Below are 18233 nucleotides of genomic sequence, written 5' to 3' on the forward strand. Positions count from 1 at the left end.
TCCGACCGACCTGCGGAGTCTAGAGCGCCCTCCACCCAAAGTTCACGTCGGTCCACCTACCGACATGGTTACCTTCGTGTGAAAGTACCCACACGATGCCGCCTGCGCGAGCCCCTCAGGGCGTCTCCGTGGCGGCCACGGCCTCCTCGAGCGTCTCGTGAATCGGAAAGACCTTCGTCAGGCCGGTGATCCGGAAGATCTTCAGGATCCGCTCCTGGTTGCAGACGAGGCGGAGGGAACCGTCGTGCTGGCCGACCCGCTTGAGGCCGCCGACGAGCACGCCGAGCCCGGTCGAGTCGAGAAACTCGACCTCACGCATGTCGACGACGATGTGGTAGTGACCCGAGTCGACGAGCTCGACAAGCTGGTCGCGCAGTCTCGGCGCCGTGTAGACGTCGATCTCACCACCGACCGCGACCACGCTGCGGCCGCTCTCGGTACGGGTCGACAACGACAGGTCCACGCAGATCCTCCATGCCTCCATCGGTCAACACACAGCGCTCACCGCGTGCCGGGCTCATCCGCATTCAACCATGATGCGAGACTCACGAGGTGCCCCGCCCGAACGACCTGCTCGATGTCCTGCTGACCGGTCCGCACCGGACCGGACGAGTCACGCACATCGAATCGATACCCGCCCGGGCCGCCAAGCCCGGCGCGTGGCCGCTCTGGGTGGATCCCGTCGTGCGCGATCGCTTCATGACCGCAGGCATCGTAGCGCCCTGGGCCCATCAGGCACAGGCCGCTGCGCTGGCCTGGTCGCGACGGCACGTCGTCATCGCCACCGGCACCGCGTCGGGCAAGTCGCTGGCCTATCAGCTCCCGGCGTTGACGGCGGCCCGCACCGGCCGGCGCCTCGGCGGCACAACGCTGTACATATCGCCCACCAAGGCACTGGCCGCCGACCAGCTGCGATCGCTCGACGAGCTCGGCGTCCCCGGCGTCATGGCCACCACCTACGACGGCGACACCCCCATCGAGCTGCGTGACGTGGCCCGGACGCACGCGACGTACCTGCTGACGAACCCGGACATGCTGCACCACGCGATTCTGCCGGCGCACCACCGCTGGGCCGGATTCCTCCGGTCGCTGCGGTTCATCGTGGTCGACGAGTGCCACGGCTACCGCGGCGTCTTCGGCTCCCACGTGGCGCAGGTGCTACGGCGGCTGCGGCGCGTCTGCGCGATATACGGTTCGACGCCGACGTTCGTCCTCGCCTCCGCGACGACGGCCAACCCGGCCCGCACCGCCGAGCTGCTCATCGGCATGCTGCCCATCGAGGCCGTGACCGAGGACGGCTCGCCCAGCGGCGCGAAGACCTTCCTCCTCTGGGAGCCGCCCCTTCTCGGCGACGGCGCCACCCGGGACGCGCGCGGCGCCGGTGCCGACCCTCGCCCCACCCCCGGCGATGCGGCCGCCAGCAGCGCGAACGCCGCCCCCAGCGACGCCGACGACGCCGCCGGCGCTCCGCCCGCCACCGCGACGGCCGCCGGCCGAGTGGCCCGGAGCCCGCATCTCGGCGCCGCCGAGCCCAGCCGTCCGGCCGTCAGCTCCCCGATCACCACCGGCGACGGCGCACCCGACCCCGCCGGTTCCGAGGGTGGCTCCGGATCCTGGGGCGTCGATGGCGGCAGCGCGCGGCGGCGAAGCGTGCTGGCCGAGACCGCGGACCTGCTCACCGATCTCGTCATCGCCGACGCCCGGACCGTCGCGTTCGTCCGCTCCCGCCGCGCCGCCGAGACCGTCGCCGGGCTCGCGCGGTCGGCGTTGACCGAGGTGGACGCCTCGCTGCCGAATCGGGTCGCCTCGTACCGGGCCGGTTACCTCGCCTACGAGCGCCGGTCCTTGGAGGCCGCGCTCAACGACGGATCGCTCGTCGGCCTCGCCGCGACGACGGCCCTCGAGCTGGGCGTCGACGTCAGCGGGCTCGACGCCGTGCTGATCGCCGGCTGGCCGGGAACCCGGGCGTCGCTGTGGCAGCAGGCAGGTCGCGCCGGCCGCGCAGGTCAGGAGAGCCTCGCCGTCCTGGTGGCCAGCGACAACCCGCTCGACTCGTACCTCGTCCAGCACCCCGAGGCGATCTTCGAGCAGCCCGTCGAGGAGACCGTGCTGGACCCGGACAACCCGTACGTCCTGGCGCCGCACCTGTGCGCCGCAGCGGCCGAGCGTCCGCTGACCTCCAAGGACGCGGCCATCTTCGGCCCGTCGACCGACGACGTCCTGGCGACGCTGGAGCATCGGAGGCTGCTGCGGCGGAGGGTGAAGGAGGAGACCACCTGGCACTGGACCAAGCGCGAGCGCCCGACCGACCTGGCCGACCTGCGTGGCTCCGGCGGACTGGTCAGCCTCGTCGAGGCCGGCACCGGCCGCGTGCTCGGCACCGTCGACGGGGTCCGCGCGCATTCGACCGCCCACGAGGGCGCCGTCTACGTCCACCAGGGCGACACCTACGTCATCGAGAGCCTCGACCTCGACGACGGCGTCGCGATTGCGTTGCCCGGCGCGCCCGACTACACGACGACGGCGCGCGAGGTCAGCACGTTGCGGGTGCTCGAGGAGTCGGCGTCGGAGAAGTGGGGGCCGGCGCGCCTCGCCTTCGGCACCGTCGAGGTGGTCAGCCAGGTCGTCGGCTACCTCAAGCGGGCGCTGCGCAACGGCGCGGTGCTCGGAGAGGTGCCGCTCGACCTGCCCGAACGCCGTCTGCGCACCCGGTCGGTCTGGTGGACGCTGCCCGACGACGTGATCGCCGCCGCCGGGGTGTCGATGGCGGACGCGCCAGGCGCGGCGCACGCCGCGGAGCATGCGTCGATCGGGATCCTGCCGCTCGTGGCCAGTTGCGACCGCTGGGACATCGGCGGGCTGTCGACGCTGCTGCACCCGGACACCGGCATGCTCACCGTCTTCGTGCACGACGGTCATCCCGGCGGCGCCGGCTTCGCGGAGCGCGGTTTCCACGCGGCGCGGTCCTGGCTGACGGCGACGCGCGACACCATCGCCGCCTGCCCCTGCCGCGACGGCTGCCCGTCGTGTGTGCAGTCGCCGAAGTGCGGCAATGGCAACGAGCCGCTCGACAAGGCCGGCGCGGTGCGGCTGCTGGACATGCTGCTCTCCGGGACCGACTGACCAGGGCCGGATTCGCCCGCGGACGGGCCGGTGATCGCTACGGTGGACCCCGGGGGATCGATGAAGGGGTGGTCGTCGTGGTAGCTGTCGCACTGATCGTTCTCCTGCTCGCTCTGTTGCTCACCATCGGTGTGCTCACCGGCGCCGGCGAGTCGCTCTCCGTGGACCTGCTCGGTTCCGAGGTCACGACGTCGGGTTCCGGTCTGTACATCGCCGGTCTGATCACCGGCCTGGCGACGCTGGCCGCCCTGTGGTTGCTGCGGATCGGACTGCGCAAGGAGCTGAAGCAACGCAAGCGGATCCGCGACCTCGAACGACGTGCCGACCGCGCCGACGACCCGCACGGTTCGCCTACTGCCGGCCAGCCGTCCTCCCCCAGCGACGGCCAGCACACTGACGGCGACGGCCGCGGCAAGGACGCTGACGGCGATCGCCAGCAGCCCGCCCGCGCCGACTCCGGCTCACCGGCCTCCGACCGCGACAACTCCTGACACCCGGCCCCGGCCAGCCCGCAGCCCGCGGCCCGCAGCGCGCTCTCGCCCGGCCCAACGCGCACCTCACCGCGTCGCCACAGGCTCCCTCGCCGCCGCAGGCTCCCCTCGCCGCACACCCCCGGCGCTGGACCGAGGCGGGTCGGCCCAGCGCCTAGGCTGACCGCGTGACGTCGCCACTCGGGTCGATTCCCGCTCCCGGGCTGGTGCTCGGCGGGATCTTCTCGCTGCAGATCGGCGCCGGACTCGCGAAAGGCCTGTTCGACACCCTGCCGCCGACCGCCGTCGTGTTCCTGCGACTGGCGTTCTCGGCCGTAGCGCTGGTGGCCATCACTCAGCACGCTGTCCGCGCGGCGCTGCGCCGGGCATCACGCGGTGACCTGGGGCTCGCGATCACGTTCGGGCTCTCGCTGGCCGCGATGAACATCGCGATCTACGAGTCCTTCTCACGCATCCCGCTCGGCGTCGCCGTCACCATCGAGTTCATCGGACCGCTCGGGGTGGCGGTCGCGCTGTCGCGACGCCGGCTCGACCTGCTCTGGGTGCTGCTGGCCGGCAGCGGTGTCGTCCTCCTGGCCCGCGGCGGGTCAGGCGACATCGATCCGGTCGGCGTGATGTTCGCACTGGTGGCGGCCGCCGGCTGGGCGTCGTACATCCTGCTCGGCAAACAGCTCGGTCAGCGTTTCCCGGGCTCGTCCGGACTGACCGTGGCCAGCGTCGTGGGCGCGGCCGCGGTGGCGCCGATCGGCCTGACGACCGGCGGGTCCGACCTCTGGCAGACGCACGTGCTGCTGCTGGCTGCTGGGATCGCTCTGCTTTCATCGGTGATTCCGTACTCCTTCGAATTGGAAGCGTTGCGTCGCATGCCCGCGACGGTGTTCGGGATCCTGATGAGCCTCGAACCGGCGGCGGCCGCGCTCGTCGGGCTCGTCGTGCTGAACGAGGTCCTGCATGTCCAGGAGTGGCTCGCGATCGGACTCGTCGTGGCGGCCTGCCTCGGCGCGACCCGGCAACGTCCGAGCCGCGCCGAGCCCTGACCTGACCTGACCGCACCGAGACGCAGGCCACCGTGCTGGGCGTCAGCGAGCACGACCGAGCCGATCCAGGCGCCGCGACCACGTCGTCCGGACGTCAGCCGGGCCGCGGCGGACCGGCACGGGCGCGTCGCTCCTGATCCGGCAGCCACGGCAACACGGAGGTCGTCGGCACCCGCACCTGGACCTCGACCTCCATGCCGTCGATGACGCAGTCGCGCAGAGCGGCGCCGTTGGCGTCGGCGATGCGACCGGCGACGGCACAGGGATCGGCCGAACCGAGCGCCAGTTGATTCGCTCCCGCCAGCGCGGCCAGGTCCGCCGCCGCGGCCGCCTGGTGACGGGCCGACTGACCCGTTGCCAGGACCGCCACGGCCTGCACCGCGACCATGATCACCATCACCACCGACAGGATCAGCACCGTCCCCGCACCGCGCTCGCCCGGGCGGCGTCGGACCGGCATCATCCGGCCTCGGCCAACGCGACCGAGCGCCCCGACACCGTGGTCGTCGGCAGCGTGTCGCCCAGCGGGCCCGGCATGGCCAGTCGCGCGCTGACCCGCACCTCGATCAACCCGTCGACCTCGTCGATGACGACGTTCGCGCCCGACGGCGCCGACTCTGCCGCGACCTCGCGCACGACCGCCAGGTCCTCGCCACGAGCTGCCGCCCGAGCGGCCTCACGAGCGGCGTCGGAGCACCGCAGCTGCCCAGTGGCGAACGTGATGGCCCAGATCGCCATGAGCAGCACCAGCACGAGGGCGGGGAATCCGGCGGCGAGCTCGGCCGTCACCATGCCGCGCTGCGGATCGCCCCGGGCCGCGGGTCGTCGGCGCCTCATCCGCCGATCACCCCGAACGCCTTCTCGATGACGTTGTTCAGCAGAGTCTGAACCGGCTCGCTGGTCAGCAGCTTGTAGAGGACGCCGCCGAAGCCGCACGCCGCGACCGTTCCGACGGCGTACTCGGCGGTGGTCATGCCGCGCTCGCTGCGCAACCGACCGAGCCTGCTGATGAGCTTGGACATGGTGAACCTCCCTGGATTCCGGCGACCGGCCGGCGCGGAGCCCACGAGCTGTGGGCCTGCGACCAGGTTCTTCGGGCGGGCGAGCGGATCCCAGCGCCGAATCCGGTTTTGGGGACAACCAGCAAAACCGGATCGGCCTGTGGACAACCCGAGGCGCATCGGCGGTTGCCGCGCGGCGACTCAGCGGGGCCGACCGCCGGTACGTCTATCGGTAGGGGCTCAGCGCCGTGGCCGAGCAGTGACGCCCCTCGCTGCGGCCGTCAGGCGTAGGACCAGCCGGACCAGGCGGTGATCTCGATCAGGATGACCGGCCCGCGCGGCGGTTCGGCTCGGTACTGGCCGTAGCGCAGGCTCAGCGCGACGAGTGCGCCGTCGCGGCCGTTGCCGTCGTCGAGGACGACGGCACGGCCGTCGGCGCGGACCCACCAGAGCTGCGTCCAGTCCTCGTCGTAGTGGTCGCACAGGAGCGAGACCAGCGGGTTCTCGGCGATGTTGCGCAGCCGCCGCAATGCGACAGTGGTCTTCGGCTTCTGGTCGACGGCGATCGCGATGCGGTCGGCGCTGGACGACGTCACCAGGGCGAAGGTGACGGGGACCAGGTGCGGCTGACCGTCGGCGCCGGTCGTGGCCAGGTGCGCGACCCGAGCCGCCGACATCCGCTGCCTACACGTTTCCGGCGCCAGCCGCACGACGCATCACCTCGGGTCGAGGCTACCGGTGCGGCGTCAGAGCAGCAGCGGCCCCGAGGTCGCGATGATCGGCACGACTCCGACCAGCACGAACGCCGGCAGGAAGCACAGCCCCAACGGCGCGGCGGCCCGGGCGCCCAGGGACCGGGCGCGTGCCTCTCCGGCCCAGCGGGCGGCGTCGCGAGCATCGGCGGCCACCCGCTCCAGCACGGGCGACGGTGACGTCCCCCGCGTCATCGCCCCGGTCAGGGCTCGCGCCAGCGGCCGGACCGCCGGCTCGGCCGCGAGGCCGGACCAGGCTCGGTCCGGTTCGACGCCGACGCTCGCCGCCGCGGCGGCGTCGATGAGCGCACGACCGAGTGGTCCGCCGATTGCCGCGCCGACCGACTCGGCTGCGGCCGCCGGTGGGCAACCGGCCGACAGCGCCGCCGTCATGAGGTCAGCCGCGAGCGGCAGCGTCGCGACGATCCGTTCACGGTCGCGCTTCCGGGCTGCTGGTTCGAGCCGGCCCAGCCCGAACCAGGCCGAGGCGACAACGCCGGCGCCGAGGACGATCCCGGCCGCGTCACCGAACAGCACGAACGCCGCGAGGCCGGCGATCGCGGCCGCGAGTCCACGGCTGGCGCTGGAGACCGCGGCCGAGCCAGGAGCTTCGGGCCTACCGAACTGACGACGGCCCTTCGCCCCGCCACGTGGTGGCAGGCGCCCGGGCCGGGCAGGTTCCGAGGGATCGGCTCGCGACCTGGTCCAGCGCCGCTCGCGGCGGTGCAGGACGGTACGGAGCCGGACCACGCCAGGCGCCGGCGCGAACACCACGGCGGCCGCGAGGGCGGCGCAGAGCATGGACAGCAACGTCACGGGCGGCTCACCAACCTCGCCCCGGGCGCACGGGCACCTCGACGCGCCGCTCGCGGCGGCAAGCCGGCTGGGTGTGGTTTCGTCACGGCTCCCATGACGACCTGGTCTGCCGCGACACCCGGTCGACCCAGAACAGGCCGGCTGCGACGAACAGCACGGCGAGCACCAGGCACGCGAGCCCGTACGGCGTCCCGGTCAGGAAGCCGAGCGCGTCGCCGTCACCCGACGAGAACAGCAGCAACGTCGCCACCGGCAGGCACGCCATCAGCCGTGCCGTCGCCCGGACAGCCGCCAACTGGGCATCGGACTCGCGCCGGACGGTCGCCTCGGCGCGCACCGAGTCGGCCACCGCGACGAGCACTGTGGACGGCGCGGCACCCGTGCGCTCGGACACCTCCCAGGCCGCCGCGACCGCATGCAGCGCCCCCGCTCCCGGAAGTGCGCCGGTGGCGCGCAGGGCGTCAGAAGGGTCGCCGCCGAGGGCGGTTCGACCCGCGGCGGGGCCGAACAGCTCGGGCCACTCGTCGGCGACCGCGCCCAGTGCGTGGGCGGGCGGCACGCCCGACGCGAGCTCACCCGCGAGCGCGACGCAGCCTTCCGCGACGTCGGACTCGCGGCGTCGCCGGTCCAGCCGCTGCCGCCGGCGCCGCAGCCAGACCCGTCCGAGTGGGACCGCGAGCAGGCCGGCCACCAGCCCGGCCGTTCCCGCGACCGTGAGGCCGGCCGATCCGGCGACGACCGACCCGCCGATGAGCAGGAGTCGTGGCGGCAGCCGCCTCAACACCGCAGCACGACCCGCGGGCCGTCCGAGCCGAGTCTCCAGCAACGACGGACGCCCGGCCCACACGACCGCCGCCAACCCACCCAGCACGATCGCCAGCAGCCCCGTCACGGTTCCCACCCCCGCCGCGCGAGCAGATCGGCCAGCACGCCGAACCCCGGACCGCGCGCCACCACGCCGTCGCCGCCGACCCGGAAGGCCGCCGCCGTCGCCAGTCCGCCGCCGACCCGACCGTCCGATCCGCCGCCACCGCCGACCACGTCGACCGCACCGTCGCCGACCACGTCGACCTGCACCACCCGGCGCCGGCCGTCGTCGTCTCTGACGAGGTGGACCACGGCATCGAGAGCCGCCCGTGCCTGAGCGTGCACCGCCGCCCGCCCCAACCCCGCCGCCAGCCCGAGCGCCTCCAGTCGCGCCGGCACGTCCGCCGTCGAGTTGGCGTGCAGAGTTCCGCAGCCGCCCTCGTGACCCGTGTTCAGTGCGGCCAGCAGATCGACGACCTCGGCACCACGCACCTCGCCGACGACGATCCGGTCGGGCCGCATGCGCAACGCCTGCCGGACCAACACGTCGAGTCCGATGCGACCGGCACCTTCGACGTTGGCCACACGCGCCTCGAGCCGGACCACGTGCGGGTGATCGGGACGCAGCTCGCCGGCATCTTCGACGAGCACGATGCGCTCACGTGGATCGCAGACGCCGAGCAACGCCTCGAGCACCGTGGTCTTGCCGCAGCCCGTCCGCCCGGTGATCAGGAACGCCAGCCGAGCCCGCACGAGCGCCGTCAGCCAGGGCTCCAGCGCGCTGGGGACCGTGCCCGCGGCGACTAGGTCGCCGAGGCTCAGCGCACGCCCGGAAGGGACCCGCAGCGAGATGACCGTGCCGTCCGGCGCGACCGGCGGCACGACGGCGTGGAGCCGCACGCCGCCGGCGAGCCGGGCGTCGACGTACGGAACCGCGTCGTCGAGCCGGCGTCCGGCCGAGGCGGCGAGCCGAACCGCGAGCCGTCGCACCGCGGTCTCGTCCCGGAACCGCACCAGCTCGCGCCGCAAGCCGTCACCGTCGTCGATCCAGACCTCATCGGGCGCGTTGACCAGCACGTCCGTCACCCCGGGACGGCGCAACAGCGGATCGAGCGGCCCGGCGCCGATGATCTCGGCCCGCAGCGCCTCGGTGACCTCGAGCACCGCGGCGTCGCCGAGGACGGCGCCCTCGGAGCGCAGCAACGCGGCGACCCGGGCGGGCGTCGGCGCCTCGGCAGCCTGCGCGAGCGTGCCCCGGATGCGGTCGAGCAGCGTCTCGTCGAACTTCATGTGCCGACCAGCCGGTGGTCGCGGAGGAGCGATTCGAGCAGCCGGCCGCACCCCTGAACCATTGGACCCTTGTTGTCGAGGCCGGGCGATTCACCGCGATCGAGTTGCGTCCCGAGCCGGGGCTCGGCCGGGAGATGCAGGGCGAACGGCAGTCCGAGCGCCATCGCGACGTCCGGTCCACGCAGGCCTGAGGACGAGGGGCCACGTGTCACCACGCGCACGTCGGCGGCGAGCGTGGTGAGGCTCGCCGCGACCCGATTGGCCGACGCGACCGCTCGCACCTCGGCCGGCACGACCAGGAGCACGGAGGCGCACAGCCCGATGGCGTACTCGGCGGCTGGATCGGGCCATCGCGGCAGATCGAGCACGACCAGGTCGACGGCCCGTCTGGCCGCGGCAAGGACCACGTCGGCGGCGTCGGGAGCGAGCGTCAGCAGGTCGCCGCGATCCCAGGACAGGACGGCCAGCCCGTGACGACCGGGCAGCTCGGATCGCAGCGCCCGCGCCCCGAGGCGGCCCCTGCTTTCGGCGAGGTCGGGCCAGCGCAGACCGGTGACGTCCTCGGCGCCGAGGACGAGGTCGAGGCCGCCGCCGAGCGGATCGAGGTCGGCCAGGATGACCGTCATCCCCTGCCGGCTCGCCGTCACCGCCAGTCCGGTGGCCAGCACGGACGCGCCCGCGCCGCCGCGACCACCCATGACGCCGACCACCAGCGCGTCCCCGCCGCCGCCCTCGGCCGCGTCGGCGAACCGGCCCGCCAGCCAGGGCTCGCCCTCCGGGAAGAACAGCACCTGTTCCGCCCCGATGGCGACGCCGCGACGCCAGATTCCGGCGTCGTCCTCGTGAACGCCGACCAGGATGACGCCCGGCCGACGTGGCAACGACATCGCGGTGACGGCGTCGGCCTCATCGTCGCCGACGACCACCAGTGGAACGTGTGACCAGCGTGATCGCGCCGATTCGAGGCGATCGACGACCTCGAGCTCGACGGACGCGGCGGCCGCGATGCGGAGCAGATCGTCGAGGACGGCGTCGTTGTGGGTGATGACCAGCGGCCGTGGTGGCGGCGGCACGTCGATCGGGCCGGCTGGACGACGGCGGGGGCGGGTGGCGGTGCGGGACACGGGACCTCCGGGGATGGGTGCGGAACTCCCTTTCACCCTTGCCGCTGCGAGCGTTTCGTTCGCGGGCCGATTCGCGGATTGTGGACAACTCGGCGAATTCGTTGGGGCTGTGGACAACTGCCTGTCGAGGGGGCGCAGCCGCCGGTGGCGCGGCGCTCGGGAGGTCCGCAGAACGACGCTCGATCAGTCGGCGGCGCTCGGACGGCCGGCGGCCTGCGGTAGACGGCGCGGCACTCAGGCGGCCGGCCGGCGGCGCAGCGCTCGGGCGGTCCGCTGAACGACGCTCGATCAGTCGGCGGCGCGCGGCACTCGGTCTGCCGACGCTCGATCGGTCGGCGGCCGGTGGCGCGCGGCACTCGGTCGGTCGGCGGCGTGCGGTAGACGGAACCGGCGCTCGGGAGGTCCGCGGAACGACGCTCGATCGGTCGGCGGCCGGTGGCGTGCGGTGGCCCGGCCGGAACGGCGCGGCGTGCGGCGGCCGAACGGTGGTCAAGCGGCGGTGCGGCACTCAGGCGCCGGCTGGTAGCACGGCGGCCGGCGGTACGGCGGCCGGCGGCACGGCGGCGTGCGGCCGGTGGCGTGCGGCCGGCAGGACGGCGCCCGGGCGGTCGGTCCGCGGAACGGCGCGACAGCCTGCGGGCCGATGGGGGCGGGACGCGCGGGCCAACCCCCGGATCGAGGCACGGCCCGGCGACGGCCCACTCGGCGACGGCGACGACGGCCGACCCGACGACGCACAGCCCGGCAACGCACGACCCGGCGACGGCCGACCCGGAGACGCGCGGCTCGCCCCACACCCGAGCAGCGTGGCGAACCGGAAACGGTCCCCGTCGCCCAGCAGCGCTGATGAAACCGGTACCGGAAAAAAGACACGGCCCCTGCCGGGTGGGAGGCAGGAGCCGTGCGGACCCGGCCAGGGGGCGGGCCGGGTCAAAAGGCGGCGGGGGGGTGCCGCCAGAACGCATCGTCCCCAACGGTGGCTGGGGCCAAACCAACGCGACGACTTTTAATCCGGCGCCCGCCACGGAGCCGCCTGGGCAGCGGCCACCGGCACTCCTGGATATCCTCGTTACTCGTGGACAACGACGACCGCCCTGCGACCGCGGCGTTCTTCGACCTCGATAAGACGATCATCGCGAAGTCGAGCACGCTGGCCTTCTCCAAGAGCTTCTACCAGGGCGGTCTGATCAACCGTCGAGCTGTGCTGCGCAGCGCGTATGCCCAGTTCGTCTATCTGGTGGGTGGCGCCGACCACGACCAGATGGAGCGCATGCGCGAGTACCTCTCGGGCCTGGTCACCGGCTGGGACGTGCAGGTGGTCAAGGACATCGTCGCGGAGACGCTGCACACGATCGTCGACCCCATCGTGTACGACGAGGCGGTCACGCTGATCGAGGAGCACCACCTGGCCGGCCGCGAGGTCGTCGTGGTGTCGTCGAGCGGCGCGGAGGTGGTCGAGCCGATCGGCGACATGCTGGGGGCCGACCGCGTCATCGCGACCCGCATGGTCGTGGGCGACGACGGCAAGTACACCGGCGAGATCGACTACTACGCGTACGGCGACAACAAGGCCGAGGCGATCCGCGAGCTGGCCAAGGACAAGGGCTACGACCTCAGCCGCAGCTACGCGTACACGGATTCCGCGACCGACCTGCCGATGCTGGAGGCGGTCGGCCACCCGTACGCCGTCAACCCCGACCGCGCGCTGCGCCGAGCCGCCGCCGACAACGGCTGGCCGGTGCTGGTGTTCTCGAAGCCGGTGGCGCTGCGCCAGCGGGCGTCGATCAGGGACGCGCCGAAACCGGCCATCGCGGCGGCGGCGATCAGTGCGGGGGCGGCGGCAGCGGGGCTGGCCTGGTACGCCGTCCGGCGGCGCCGCTCCTGAGACCTCTGGATTGACGGAATCGGCTGGGAGCTTGCTGCCCCTCGAGCAGGACGAGGGCCGTGCGACCGTCCTCCGTTGCCGCGGCGTCCCGGCCAGGTCCTCAGCGCGCCGGACCTCCAGGCGGCCGGCGCGGGGGAGAATGCGACGTGCACCACGGCCGAAAGTCCGCCGCGTCGACCCCTCACCCGCCGCGCCGACCCCGGTCACCCGCCGAACTCGCGGCCCTTCTCGCGGTAGTACGCCGCCTCGTCGTCGCGGCCGAGCTCGTAGAGGACCTCGCTGAGCCGCGCCACGGCGGGACCGTGACCGGCGGCGGCGGCGCGGCGGTAGAACCGTTCCGCGGAGTCGAACTCCTGCCGCTCCACGTAGGAGTCGGCGAGGAACATCCAGTTGGAGATGTTGCCGGCGGACGGGTCGGTGACCTGCGCGGAATCGACCGTCTGCTCCGTTCCGACCACGGGCTGCTGGGCCAGTGCCCGCGATCCGACCACGAGCGCCGCGGAGATGACACCACAGACCGCGAGGATCGTCGCCGACGCGGCTGTGGAGATCTCGACGTCCCTGGCGATCGCCACGATCAGGGCAGCGAGCAGCACTACGACGCCGGCCAGTACGAACCACATGACGTATCTGAGCCGGTTCCCCCGGTTCACCATGGTTTCCGATCATGGCCTCGATGAGCAGACCTCGCAAACGGAACGAACCGTGACCGCCGCGTGATGTCCCGACGAGCAAGTAGCGGGTCACAATCGGTCCATGGAGACCGACGACGAGCGCGACGTGCCACTTGAGCTGGGCACCGTCGGCCCGTCGCCCACTGACGACGCCCCGGAATCGGCCCGTCCGACGCCGCGATGGAAGCTCTGGGGCGGGCTCGGCGCGGCGCTGGTCGTGGGCGCCGTTCTTGGCATTGTGGCGAACAACGCGCGCAACGACGCCGCCGAGTACGCCGAGGTCGACCTCGTCCGCGGCTCGGTGGACACCGAATACGGCTCGCCGCTGTCGTCGAACTCACAGCGCCTGTACGTCAACCTGATCAACACCGGCCCGCGTGAGCTGGAGATCCTCTCCGTCGACGTCGAGGGATTCACGTCGCTGGACGACCCCGACGGCGGGCCCGTCACCGCGGCGCCGGGCGAGTGGGTCCGCGTCGGCGCGATCGTTGAGGCGGACTGCGGCACCCGTCCGCCCGGAACGCTGCAGGTCCGCGTCCGCACCGCCTCCGGTGAGCAGACGGTCGTCGTGACCGGGCAGCCCGGCGACGACCAGCTGATCTGGGCCTGGCAGGGCGGCTGCGACACGGCCAGCGGCACCGGCGTCCTGGTCGGCGAGACCCGGACCGTCTCGGCCGACGCGAGCGGCGCGCACATCGTCCTGCCGGTGTCGAACAGCAGCGAGGAACGCCTCACCGTCACGGCGCTGGAGACCACGACCCCAGGCTTCGCGATGACCACCGATCCGCTGCCGATCGACATCGAGGCCGGAGAGACGGTGCAGGTCGAAACCACGTGGACCGTGACCGACTGCGACAGCGCCGCCCAGTTCGCGGAGGCGACCGTCGCCGTCAACATCCACAACGACACCATGGACACCCGCGTCTCGCAGCCGCTGGGGAATCCGACCCTGATCGAGCTGGTCCGACTGGCCGTCAGGGTCTGCGAAACGTAAAGATCTACCCGTTGCCCTTTCGCTCTGCCCCCGTGATGTCTTAGAAACAAAGTACGGACCGCAAGGTCCAGAGCACGGCGGAGGGAACCCACGCGGCGATCCACCCATGTACGGGCAGTCGTTCCCGGGTATGCCGGGGCGACGGACGAGATGCACGCACTGGTAACCCATCTCAGCCGTGTCAGCGGCGGCGCCCTACCTCACGCGGGGCGCCGCTCGCATGTGCGTGACGCCGCCTCGTCGACCTCCCGCCGCCCCCGCTGCCTGAGGACCCCGACGACGTGACGCCGCCCGCCAGCGTGACGCCGTCCCGCCCCATGACGGCGCCCCACAGCCCGACGCCGCCGCGCCTCGCCGGGCCGCGCCTCGCCAGGCCGCGCCATCGCCGTCGCCGCCCAGCTCAGCCAGCCTCGGACGCCGCCGTCCGCACCCGTTCGGCCAGTGTGAGCCCCACCTCCGCTCCTCTCGCATAGGCGTCCGCACACTGACGGATCCAGGCGCCGACGCCGTCGGGCGCGCCACTCGCGTATGCCTGCGCCACCGGCTCGTACGCCCGCTCCAGCGCACGATGCCCGGCTTCGGGCACGCTCACGGCCTTGGTGTCGACACCCAGTGAGACCAGGACGACGCGTTCGGCGGCCCGCGCGACCACGCCGTCCGCGACGCCGAACGGACGCAGCGCGAGCAGCTCGCCGTGCACCAGCGCCGCCACCACGACGCCCGGCGCCTCCGTCGGCCCCGTGGCGAGCCGCAACAACTGGTCCAGCCGAGCGGCGTCGACGCTCGCGCGCGGCCGGCCCAGCTCCGACTCGTCGGTGACGAGATCGCGCGCCGCCAGCATGTGCAGCCGGGCCAGCGCCTGCCGCGGCGACCGTCCCCACACCTGCGCCAGCTCGGGCACCTCGGCCGTGACCCGCAGCGCACCCTGCAGGACCGGATCGTCGACGGCGTCGGGGTCGCCGCCGTCGAGCGCGGCCGACGCCTGGGCGCCCTGCAGCGCCGACAGCGCCGCCACCCGCCCGGCGTCGCGGCGCATGACGGGATGCCGGAGCAGGGCGTCGACGGAGCTACGCGCCTGAGCGGCAGCCGCGCCGACGCCGGTCAGAGTGAGCACCACAGCGAGCGGATCGTCCATGCCGCCAGCCTAGCCAGAAAAGTCCATTGACAAAAATCTGCTTTACATACAAGAATCTCTTCACATGAAGGATGTGCTGTACCTCGACGAGGTCGACAGAGCCGAAGCGCTGATGAAGCCGCAGCGCGTCGAAGTGCTGCGTCAGCTCGCCGAGCCGCACTCGTGCACCGAGGTCGCGAAGGCGCTCGGCCAGACGCCGCAGTGGGTCTACTACCACGTGAAGCGCCTGGTCGACGCCGGTCTGGCCACCCGCGTCAGCGAGCGCCGGGTGCGCGGCATCAACGAGGGCGTGTACCAGGCGACGGCGCGGTCGTACTGGCTGTCGCCGCGGCTGGTCGGCCGGCTCGGGCCGCGCCGCAGCCGCGACGCGCTCAGCCTCGGCTACCTGCTCGACCTCATGGAGGACGTGCAGGACGACGTCGCCACCATCGCCGGCCTCGCGGGCAGCCCGGCCGCGCCGGAACTGCCGTCCATCGGTGTGTCCGGCGAGATCCGCGTCCGCCCGGAACGGCGTCAGGAGTTCCTCGCCGACCTCCAGTCCACCCTTCAGGACCTCTTCACCCGCTACGGCGGCGCCGAGGGCGACGAGTTCCGCCTCGCGGTCGCGCTGTACCCACGCCTCGTCAAGGAGAACCCACGATGACCCCGCCCACCCTGCTGCGCGCCCGCGCGCAGGCCCCGCTGGCCACGGTGCACCGCGCGCTCACCGACGCCGACGCCATGCGCGTCTGGCTGGCCGAGCACGCCGACGTCGACCTCGCGCGGCAGCGGTACGTGTTCTGGGGCCGCTACACCCCCGACGGCGCCGAGCCCCGGCAGCGCCTCGTCCACGTCGACGACACCACCCTCCGGTTCATCTGGCCGCTCGGCGGTGAGGACGCGACGACGGAGATCTCGCTGGCCGAGGACGGACCCGACGCCACGCTCATCACGCTCACACAGACCCACGTGCCGCCATGGAGCGTCGCCGTGGCCGAGACGCACGTCCGCGGCATGCTCCCGACCTTCTGGGAACTGTCCATCGCCAACCTCGTCGACTACGTCGAGGGTCGCGAGCTCACCCCGAAGTGCGACTTCACCACGCTACGCATGCGCGGCCAGGTGACCATCGGCGCGGCGCCCGGCGAGGTCTACGACTCGCTGATCGACCCCGAGCGGTACCGCCGGTGGTTCGGCGCCAACGTCGACATCGAAGCGCGCGTCGGCGGACGGTTCGCGATGGGCAGTTTAGACCTCGACGACGAGCCGGCGATCATCGTCGAGCTGGAACCCGAGCGCAAGGTGGTGCTCGAGTGGCCCTCGCTGGTCGCCACCTGGGAGCTCGAGGGCACCGACGGCGGCACCCGGCTGACATTCGTGAACAGCGGCTTCGACGAGGAACGCCCGCCGTACGGCGGCTGGCTCGGCTGGCTCGGTGGCGTCGCGTCGCTCCGGCGCTACCACGAAGTGCGCCACGACATCATCTGGGTCGACGTCCGTCTGCCCGGTCTCCCCGACGGCATGCTGGCGACCGAGCCATGACCACCACCGACGTCGCGCCACGGGCCGGTCGCCGCGAGTACGCCGGCCTCGCCGTCCTCACGCTGCCCACCACACTCGTCTCGCTGGACATGAGCGTGCTGTACCTCGCGCTGCCGCATCTCGGCGCCGACCTCGGCGCGAGCAGCCTGCAGCAGCTGTGGATCACCGACGTGTACGGGTTCATGGTCGCCGGGCTGCTGATCACGATGGGCACCATCGGCGACCGCATCGGCCGGCGCCGGCTGCTGCTCATCGGCGCCGCCGCGTTCACCGTCGCGTCGGTCGTGGCCGCCTACTCCACCAGCGCCGAGATGCTCATCGTCAGCCGCGCGCTCCTGGGTGTCGCCGGCGCCACGCTGATGCCGTCGACGCTGACCCTGATCAGCACGATGTTCCGCGACCCACGCCAGCACGGCATGGCCATCGCCATCTGGATGGCCTGCTTCATGGGCGGCCTGGCGCTCGGCCCGATCATCGGCGGCGTGCTGCTGGAGCACTTCTGGTGGGGCTCGGTGTTCCTCCTCGGCGTGCCGGTCATGCTGCTGCTCCTGGTCACCGGTCCGGCGGTGCTGCCCGAGTACCGCAACCCAGCGGGCGGGCGGCTCGACCCAGCCAGCGTCGTGCTCTGCCTGGGGACGGTGCTGCCGCTGGTCTACGGGCTGAAGGAGATCTCCCGCGACGGCGTCAGGGTGCTGCCCGCGGCGGCGGTCGTCGTCGGGCTGCTGGCCGGACGCTGGTTCGTCCGGAGGCAGCGGCGACTCGCCGAGCCCATGCTCGACCTCCGGCTGTTCGGCAACCGGACGTTCACCGCTGGGCTGACCATCTCGACGATCGCCGGCGTCATGGCCGGCAGCCAGCTGTTCGTCTATCTGTACCTTCAGCTGGTGGCCGGGCTGTCGCCGCTCGACGCCGCGTTGTGGCTGCTGCCGTCGGCGCTCGTGACGATCGTCAGCCTGCAGGTCGCGCCGCTCCTCGCCCGGCGATTCGCGCCGGCGCGGGTCATGGCGGCCGGGCTCGTACTCGTGGCCGCGGGATACGTCCTACTCACCCGGGTCGACGGGTCCGGCTCACTCGGTTTGCTGATCACCGGTCTCGTCGTGACGGCGGTCGGCATCGGGCCGATGGCCGGGCTCAGCATGGGGCTGGCGCTCGGCTCCGTCCAGCCCGAGCAGGCTGGCTCGGCGGCGGCCATGTCCGAGACGGCGGGCGAGTTCGGCATCGCCGCCGGGGTCGCCGTCATGGGGGTCATCGGCACCGCGATCTACCGCCACGGCGCCGACGCCGACCAACTGCCCGCCCCCGGCGTCGACCTCGCCGCCGACGTGCGCGACGCGCTGGCCGGCGCTCTCAACGGCACGGCCACCGTGAGCGCGGCCATCGCCGTCGGCCTCGGTGTGCTCGCGCTGGCCGGTCTGCGCCACGTTCGTCCGGTCGGCGCCCAGGAGCCGACATGACGCCCCGTCCGGCTCCGGCGTCGGCCGGTCCGCCCATCCAGCCCGGTGCCCGTGGTCCCGGAGACCGCGACCCGGGTGCCCGAAGTCTCGGCGGCCGCGACCCCGGTGCCCGCAACCCCGGCGGCCGCG

At 72.8% G+C, this 18233-nt stretch carries 19 protein-coding genes; 8 read left to right on the forward strand and 11 right to left on the reverse strand.

The annotated features are described in order from the left end of the window. Positions 1-115: 115 nt before the first annotated feature. On the reverse strand, positions 116-463 hold the full coding sequence (locus BLV02_RS21215) for an STAS domain-containing protein (protein WP_053207831.1): 348 nt from the start codon (positions 461-463) through the stop codon (positions 116-118). 236 nt (positions 464-699) lie between these two features. Between BLV02_RS21215 and BLV02_RS21220 the strand changes: the two genes are divergently transcribed. From BLV02_RS21220 to BLV02_RS21230, 3 genes are all read left to right on the forward strand, one after another. Next, positions 700-3123: a DEAD/DEAH box helicase gene (locus BLV02_RS21220; RefSeq protein ID WP_083288405.1), complete on the forward strand. Its 2424-nt coding sequence runs from the start codon at positions 700-702 to the stop codon at positions 3121-3123. Between the two features lie 77 nt (positions 3124-3200). Further along, entirely contained in the window at positions 3201-3614 is a 414-nt protein-coding gene (locus tag BLV02_RS21225) for a hypothetical protein (RefSeq protein WP_141711433.1), read from the forward strand. Between the two features lie 206 nt (positions 3615-3820). Beyond that, on the forward strand, positions 3821-4651 hold the full coding sequence (locus BLV02_RS21230) for an EamA family transporter (protein WP_216094054.1): 831 nt from the start codon (positions 3821-3823) through the stop codon (positions 4649-4651). Between the two features lie 94 nt (positions 4652-4745). Here BLV02_RS21230 and BLV02_RS21235 read toward each other — a convergent pair whose 3' ends face one another. From BLV02_RS21235 to ssd, 8 genes are all read right to left on the reverse strand, one after another. Beyond that, the gene (locus tag BLV02_RS21235; protein WP_069110022.1) at positions 4746-5114 is read right to left on the reverse strand and encodes an Rv3654c family TadE-like protein; all 369 of its coding nucleotides are present in this window, start codon (positions 5112-5114) and stop codon (positions 4746-4748) included. After that, positions 5111-5488, reverse strand: a complete 378-nt coding sequence (locus BLV02_RS21240) for a TadE family type IV pilus minor pilin (RefSeq protein ID WP_069110023.1) — start codon at positions 5486-5488, stop codon at positions 5111-5113. Before BLV02_RS21240 ends, BLV02_RS21235 begins: the two co-directional genes overlap by 4 nt. After that, positions 5485-5673 carry a DUF4244 domain-containing protein gene (locus BLV02_RS21245; protein WP_069110024.1) on the reverse strand — a complete coding sequence of 63 codons (189 nt, stop codon included), beginning with the start codon at positions 5671-5673 and terminating at the stop codon, positions 5485-5487. Before BLV02_RS21245 ends, BLV02_RS21240 begins: the two co-directional genes overlap by 4 nt. Before the next feature lie 260 nt (positions 5674-5933). After that, positions 5934-6362, reverse strand: coding sequence for a TIGR03668 family PPOX class F420-dependent oxidoreductase (locus BLV02_RS21250; RefSeq protein ID WP_074946569.1), 429 nt, complete (start codon positions 6360-6362; stop codon positions 5934-5936). 36 nt (positions 6363-6398) lie between these two features. Further along, positions 6399-7220 (reverse strand): type II secretion system F family protein, encoded by an 822-nt coding sequence (locus BLV02_RS21255; RefSeq protein ID WP_083288362.1) that lies wholly within the window; start codon positions 7218-7220, stop codon positions 6399-6401. Positions 7221-7302: 82 nt separating this feature from the next. Then, positions 7303-8112, reverse strand: a complete 810-nt coding sequence (locus BLV02_RS21260) for a type II secretion system F family protein (protein WP_069110026.1) — start codon at positions 8110-8112, stop codon at positions 7303-7305. Further along, the gene (locus BLV02_RS21265; protein WP_069110027.1) at positions 8109-9317 is read right to left on the reverse strand and encodes a TadA family conjugal transfer-associated ATPase; all 1209 of its coding nucleotides are present in this window, start codon (positions 9315-9317) and stop codon (positions 8109-8111) included. The genes BLV02_RS21260 and BLV02_RS21265 overlap by 4 nt, the downstream gene beginning before the upstream one ends. Beyond that, a complete protein-coding gene (ssd, locus tag BLV02_RS21270) occupies positions 9314-10441 on the reverse strand; it encodes a septum site-determining protein Ssd (RefSeq protein WP_069110028.1) in 1128 nt (375 codons plus the stop codon). The genes BLV02_RS21265 and ssd overlap by 4 nt, the downstream gene beginning before the upstream one ends. A gap of 1075 nt (positions 10442-11516) precedes the next feature. On the opposite strand from ssd, the gene BLV02_RS21275 reads away from it, so the two are divergent. Next, the gene (locus BLV02_RS21275) at positions 11517-12326 is read left to right on the forward strand and encodes an HAD family hydrolase (protein WP_216094056.1); all 810 of its coding nucleotides are present in this window, start codon (positions 11517-11519) and stop codon (positions 12324-12326) included. Between the two features lie 203 nt (positions 12327-12529). Here the strand turns inward: BLV02_RS21275 and BLV02_RS21280 are convergent, their stop codons facing one another. Then, entirely contained in the window at positions 12530-12982 is a 453-nt protein-coding gene (locus tag BLV02_RS21280; protein WP_069110029.1) for a tetratricopeptide repeat protein, read from the reverse strand. Between the two features lie 100 nt (positions 12983-13082). Here BLV02_RS21280 and BLV02_RS21285 point away from each other — a divergent pair, with 100 nt between their 5' ends. Further along, a complete protein-coding gene (locus BLV02_RS21285; protein WP_069110030.1) occupies positions 13083-13994 on the forward strand; it encodes a hypothetical protein in 912 nt (303 codons plus the stop codon). A gap of 400 nt (positions 13995-14394) precedes the next feature. On the opposite strand, the gene BLV02_RS21290 is transcribed toward BLV02_RS21285, so the two are convergent. Further along, positions 14395-15129, reverse strand: a complete 735-nt coding sequence (locus BLV02_RS21290) for a Fic family protein (RefSeq protein WP_069110031.1) — start codon at positions 15127-15129, stop codon at positions 14395-14397. 64 nt (positions 15130-15193) lie between these two features. Between BLV02_RS21290 and BLV02_RS21295 the strand changes: the two genes are divergently transcribed. Genes BLV02_RS21295 through BLV02_RS21305 form a run of 3 tightly spaced genes read left to right on the forward strand, consistent with a single transcriptional unit; the run spans position 15194 to position 18104 of the window. Beyond that, positions 15194-15772 carry a winged helix-turn-helix domain-containing protein gene (locus BLV02_RS21295; RefSeq protein WP_069110032.1) on the forward strand — a complete coding sequence of 193 codons (579 nt, stop codon included), beginning with the start codon at positions 15194-15196 and terminating at the stop codon, positions 15770-15772. Beyond that, on the forward strand, positions 15769-16650 hold the full coding sequence (locus tag BLV02_RS21300; protein WP_069110033.1) for an SRPBCC family protein: 882 nt from the start codon (positions 15769-15771) through the stop codon (positions 16648-16650). The genes BLV02_RS21295 and BLV02_RS21300 overlap by 4 nt, the downstream gene beginning before the upstream one ends. Continuing rightward, a complete protein-coding gene (locus BLV02_RS21305) occupies positions 16647-18104 on the forward strand; it encodes an MFS transporter (RefSeq protein ID WP_069110034.1) in 1458 nt (485 codons plus the stop codon). The genes BLV02_RS21300 and BLV02_RS21305 overlap by 4 nt, the downstream gene beginning before the upstream one ends. Positions 18105-18233 lie beyond the last annotated feature (129 nt).

The organism is Jiangella alba (genome assembly GCF_900106035.1).
In the GTDB taxonomy this organism is placed as follows: Bacteria; Actinomycetota; Actinomycetes; order Jiangellales; family Jiangellaceae; genus Jiangella; species Jiangella alba.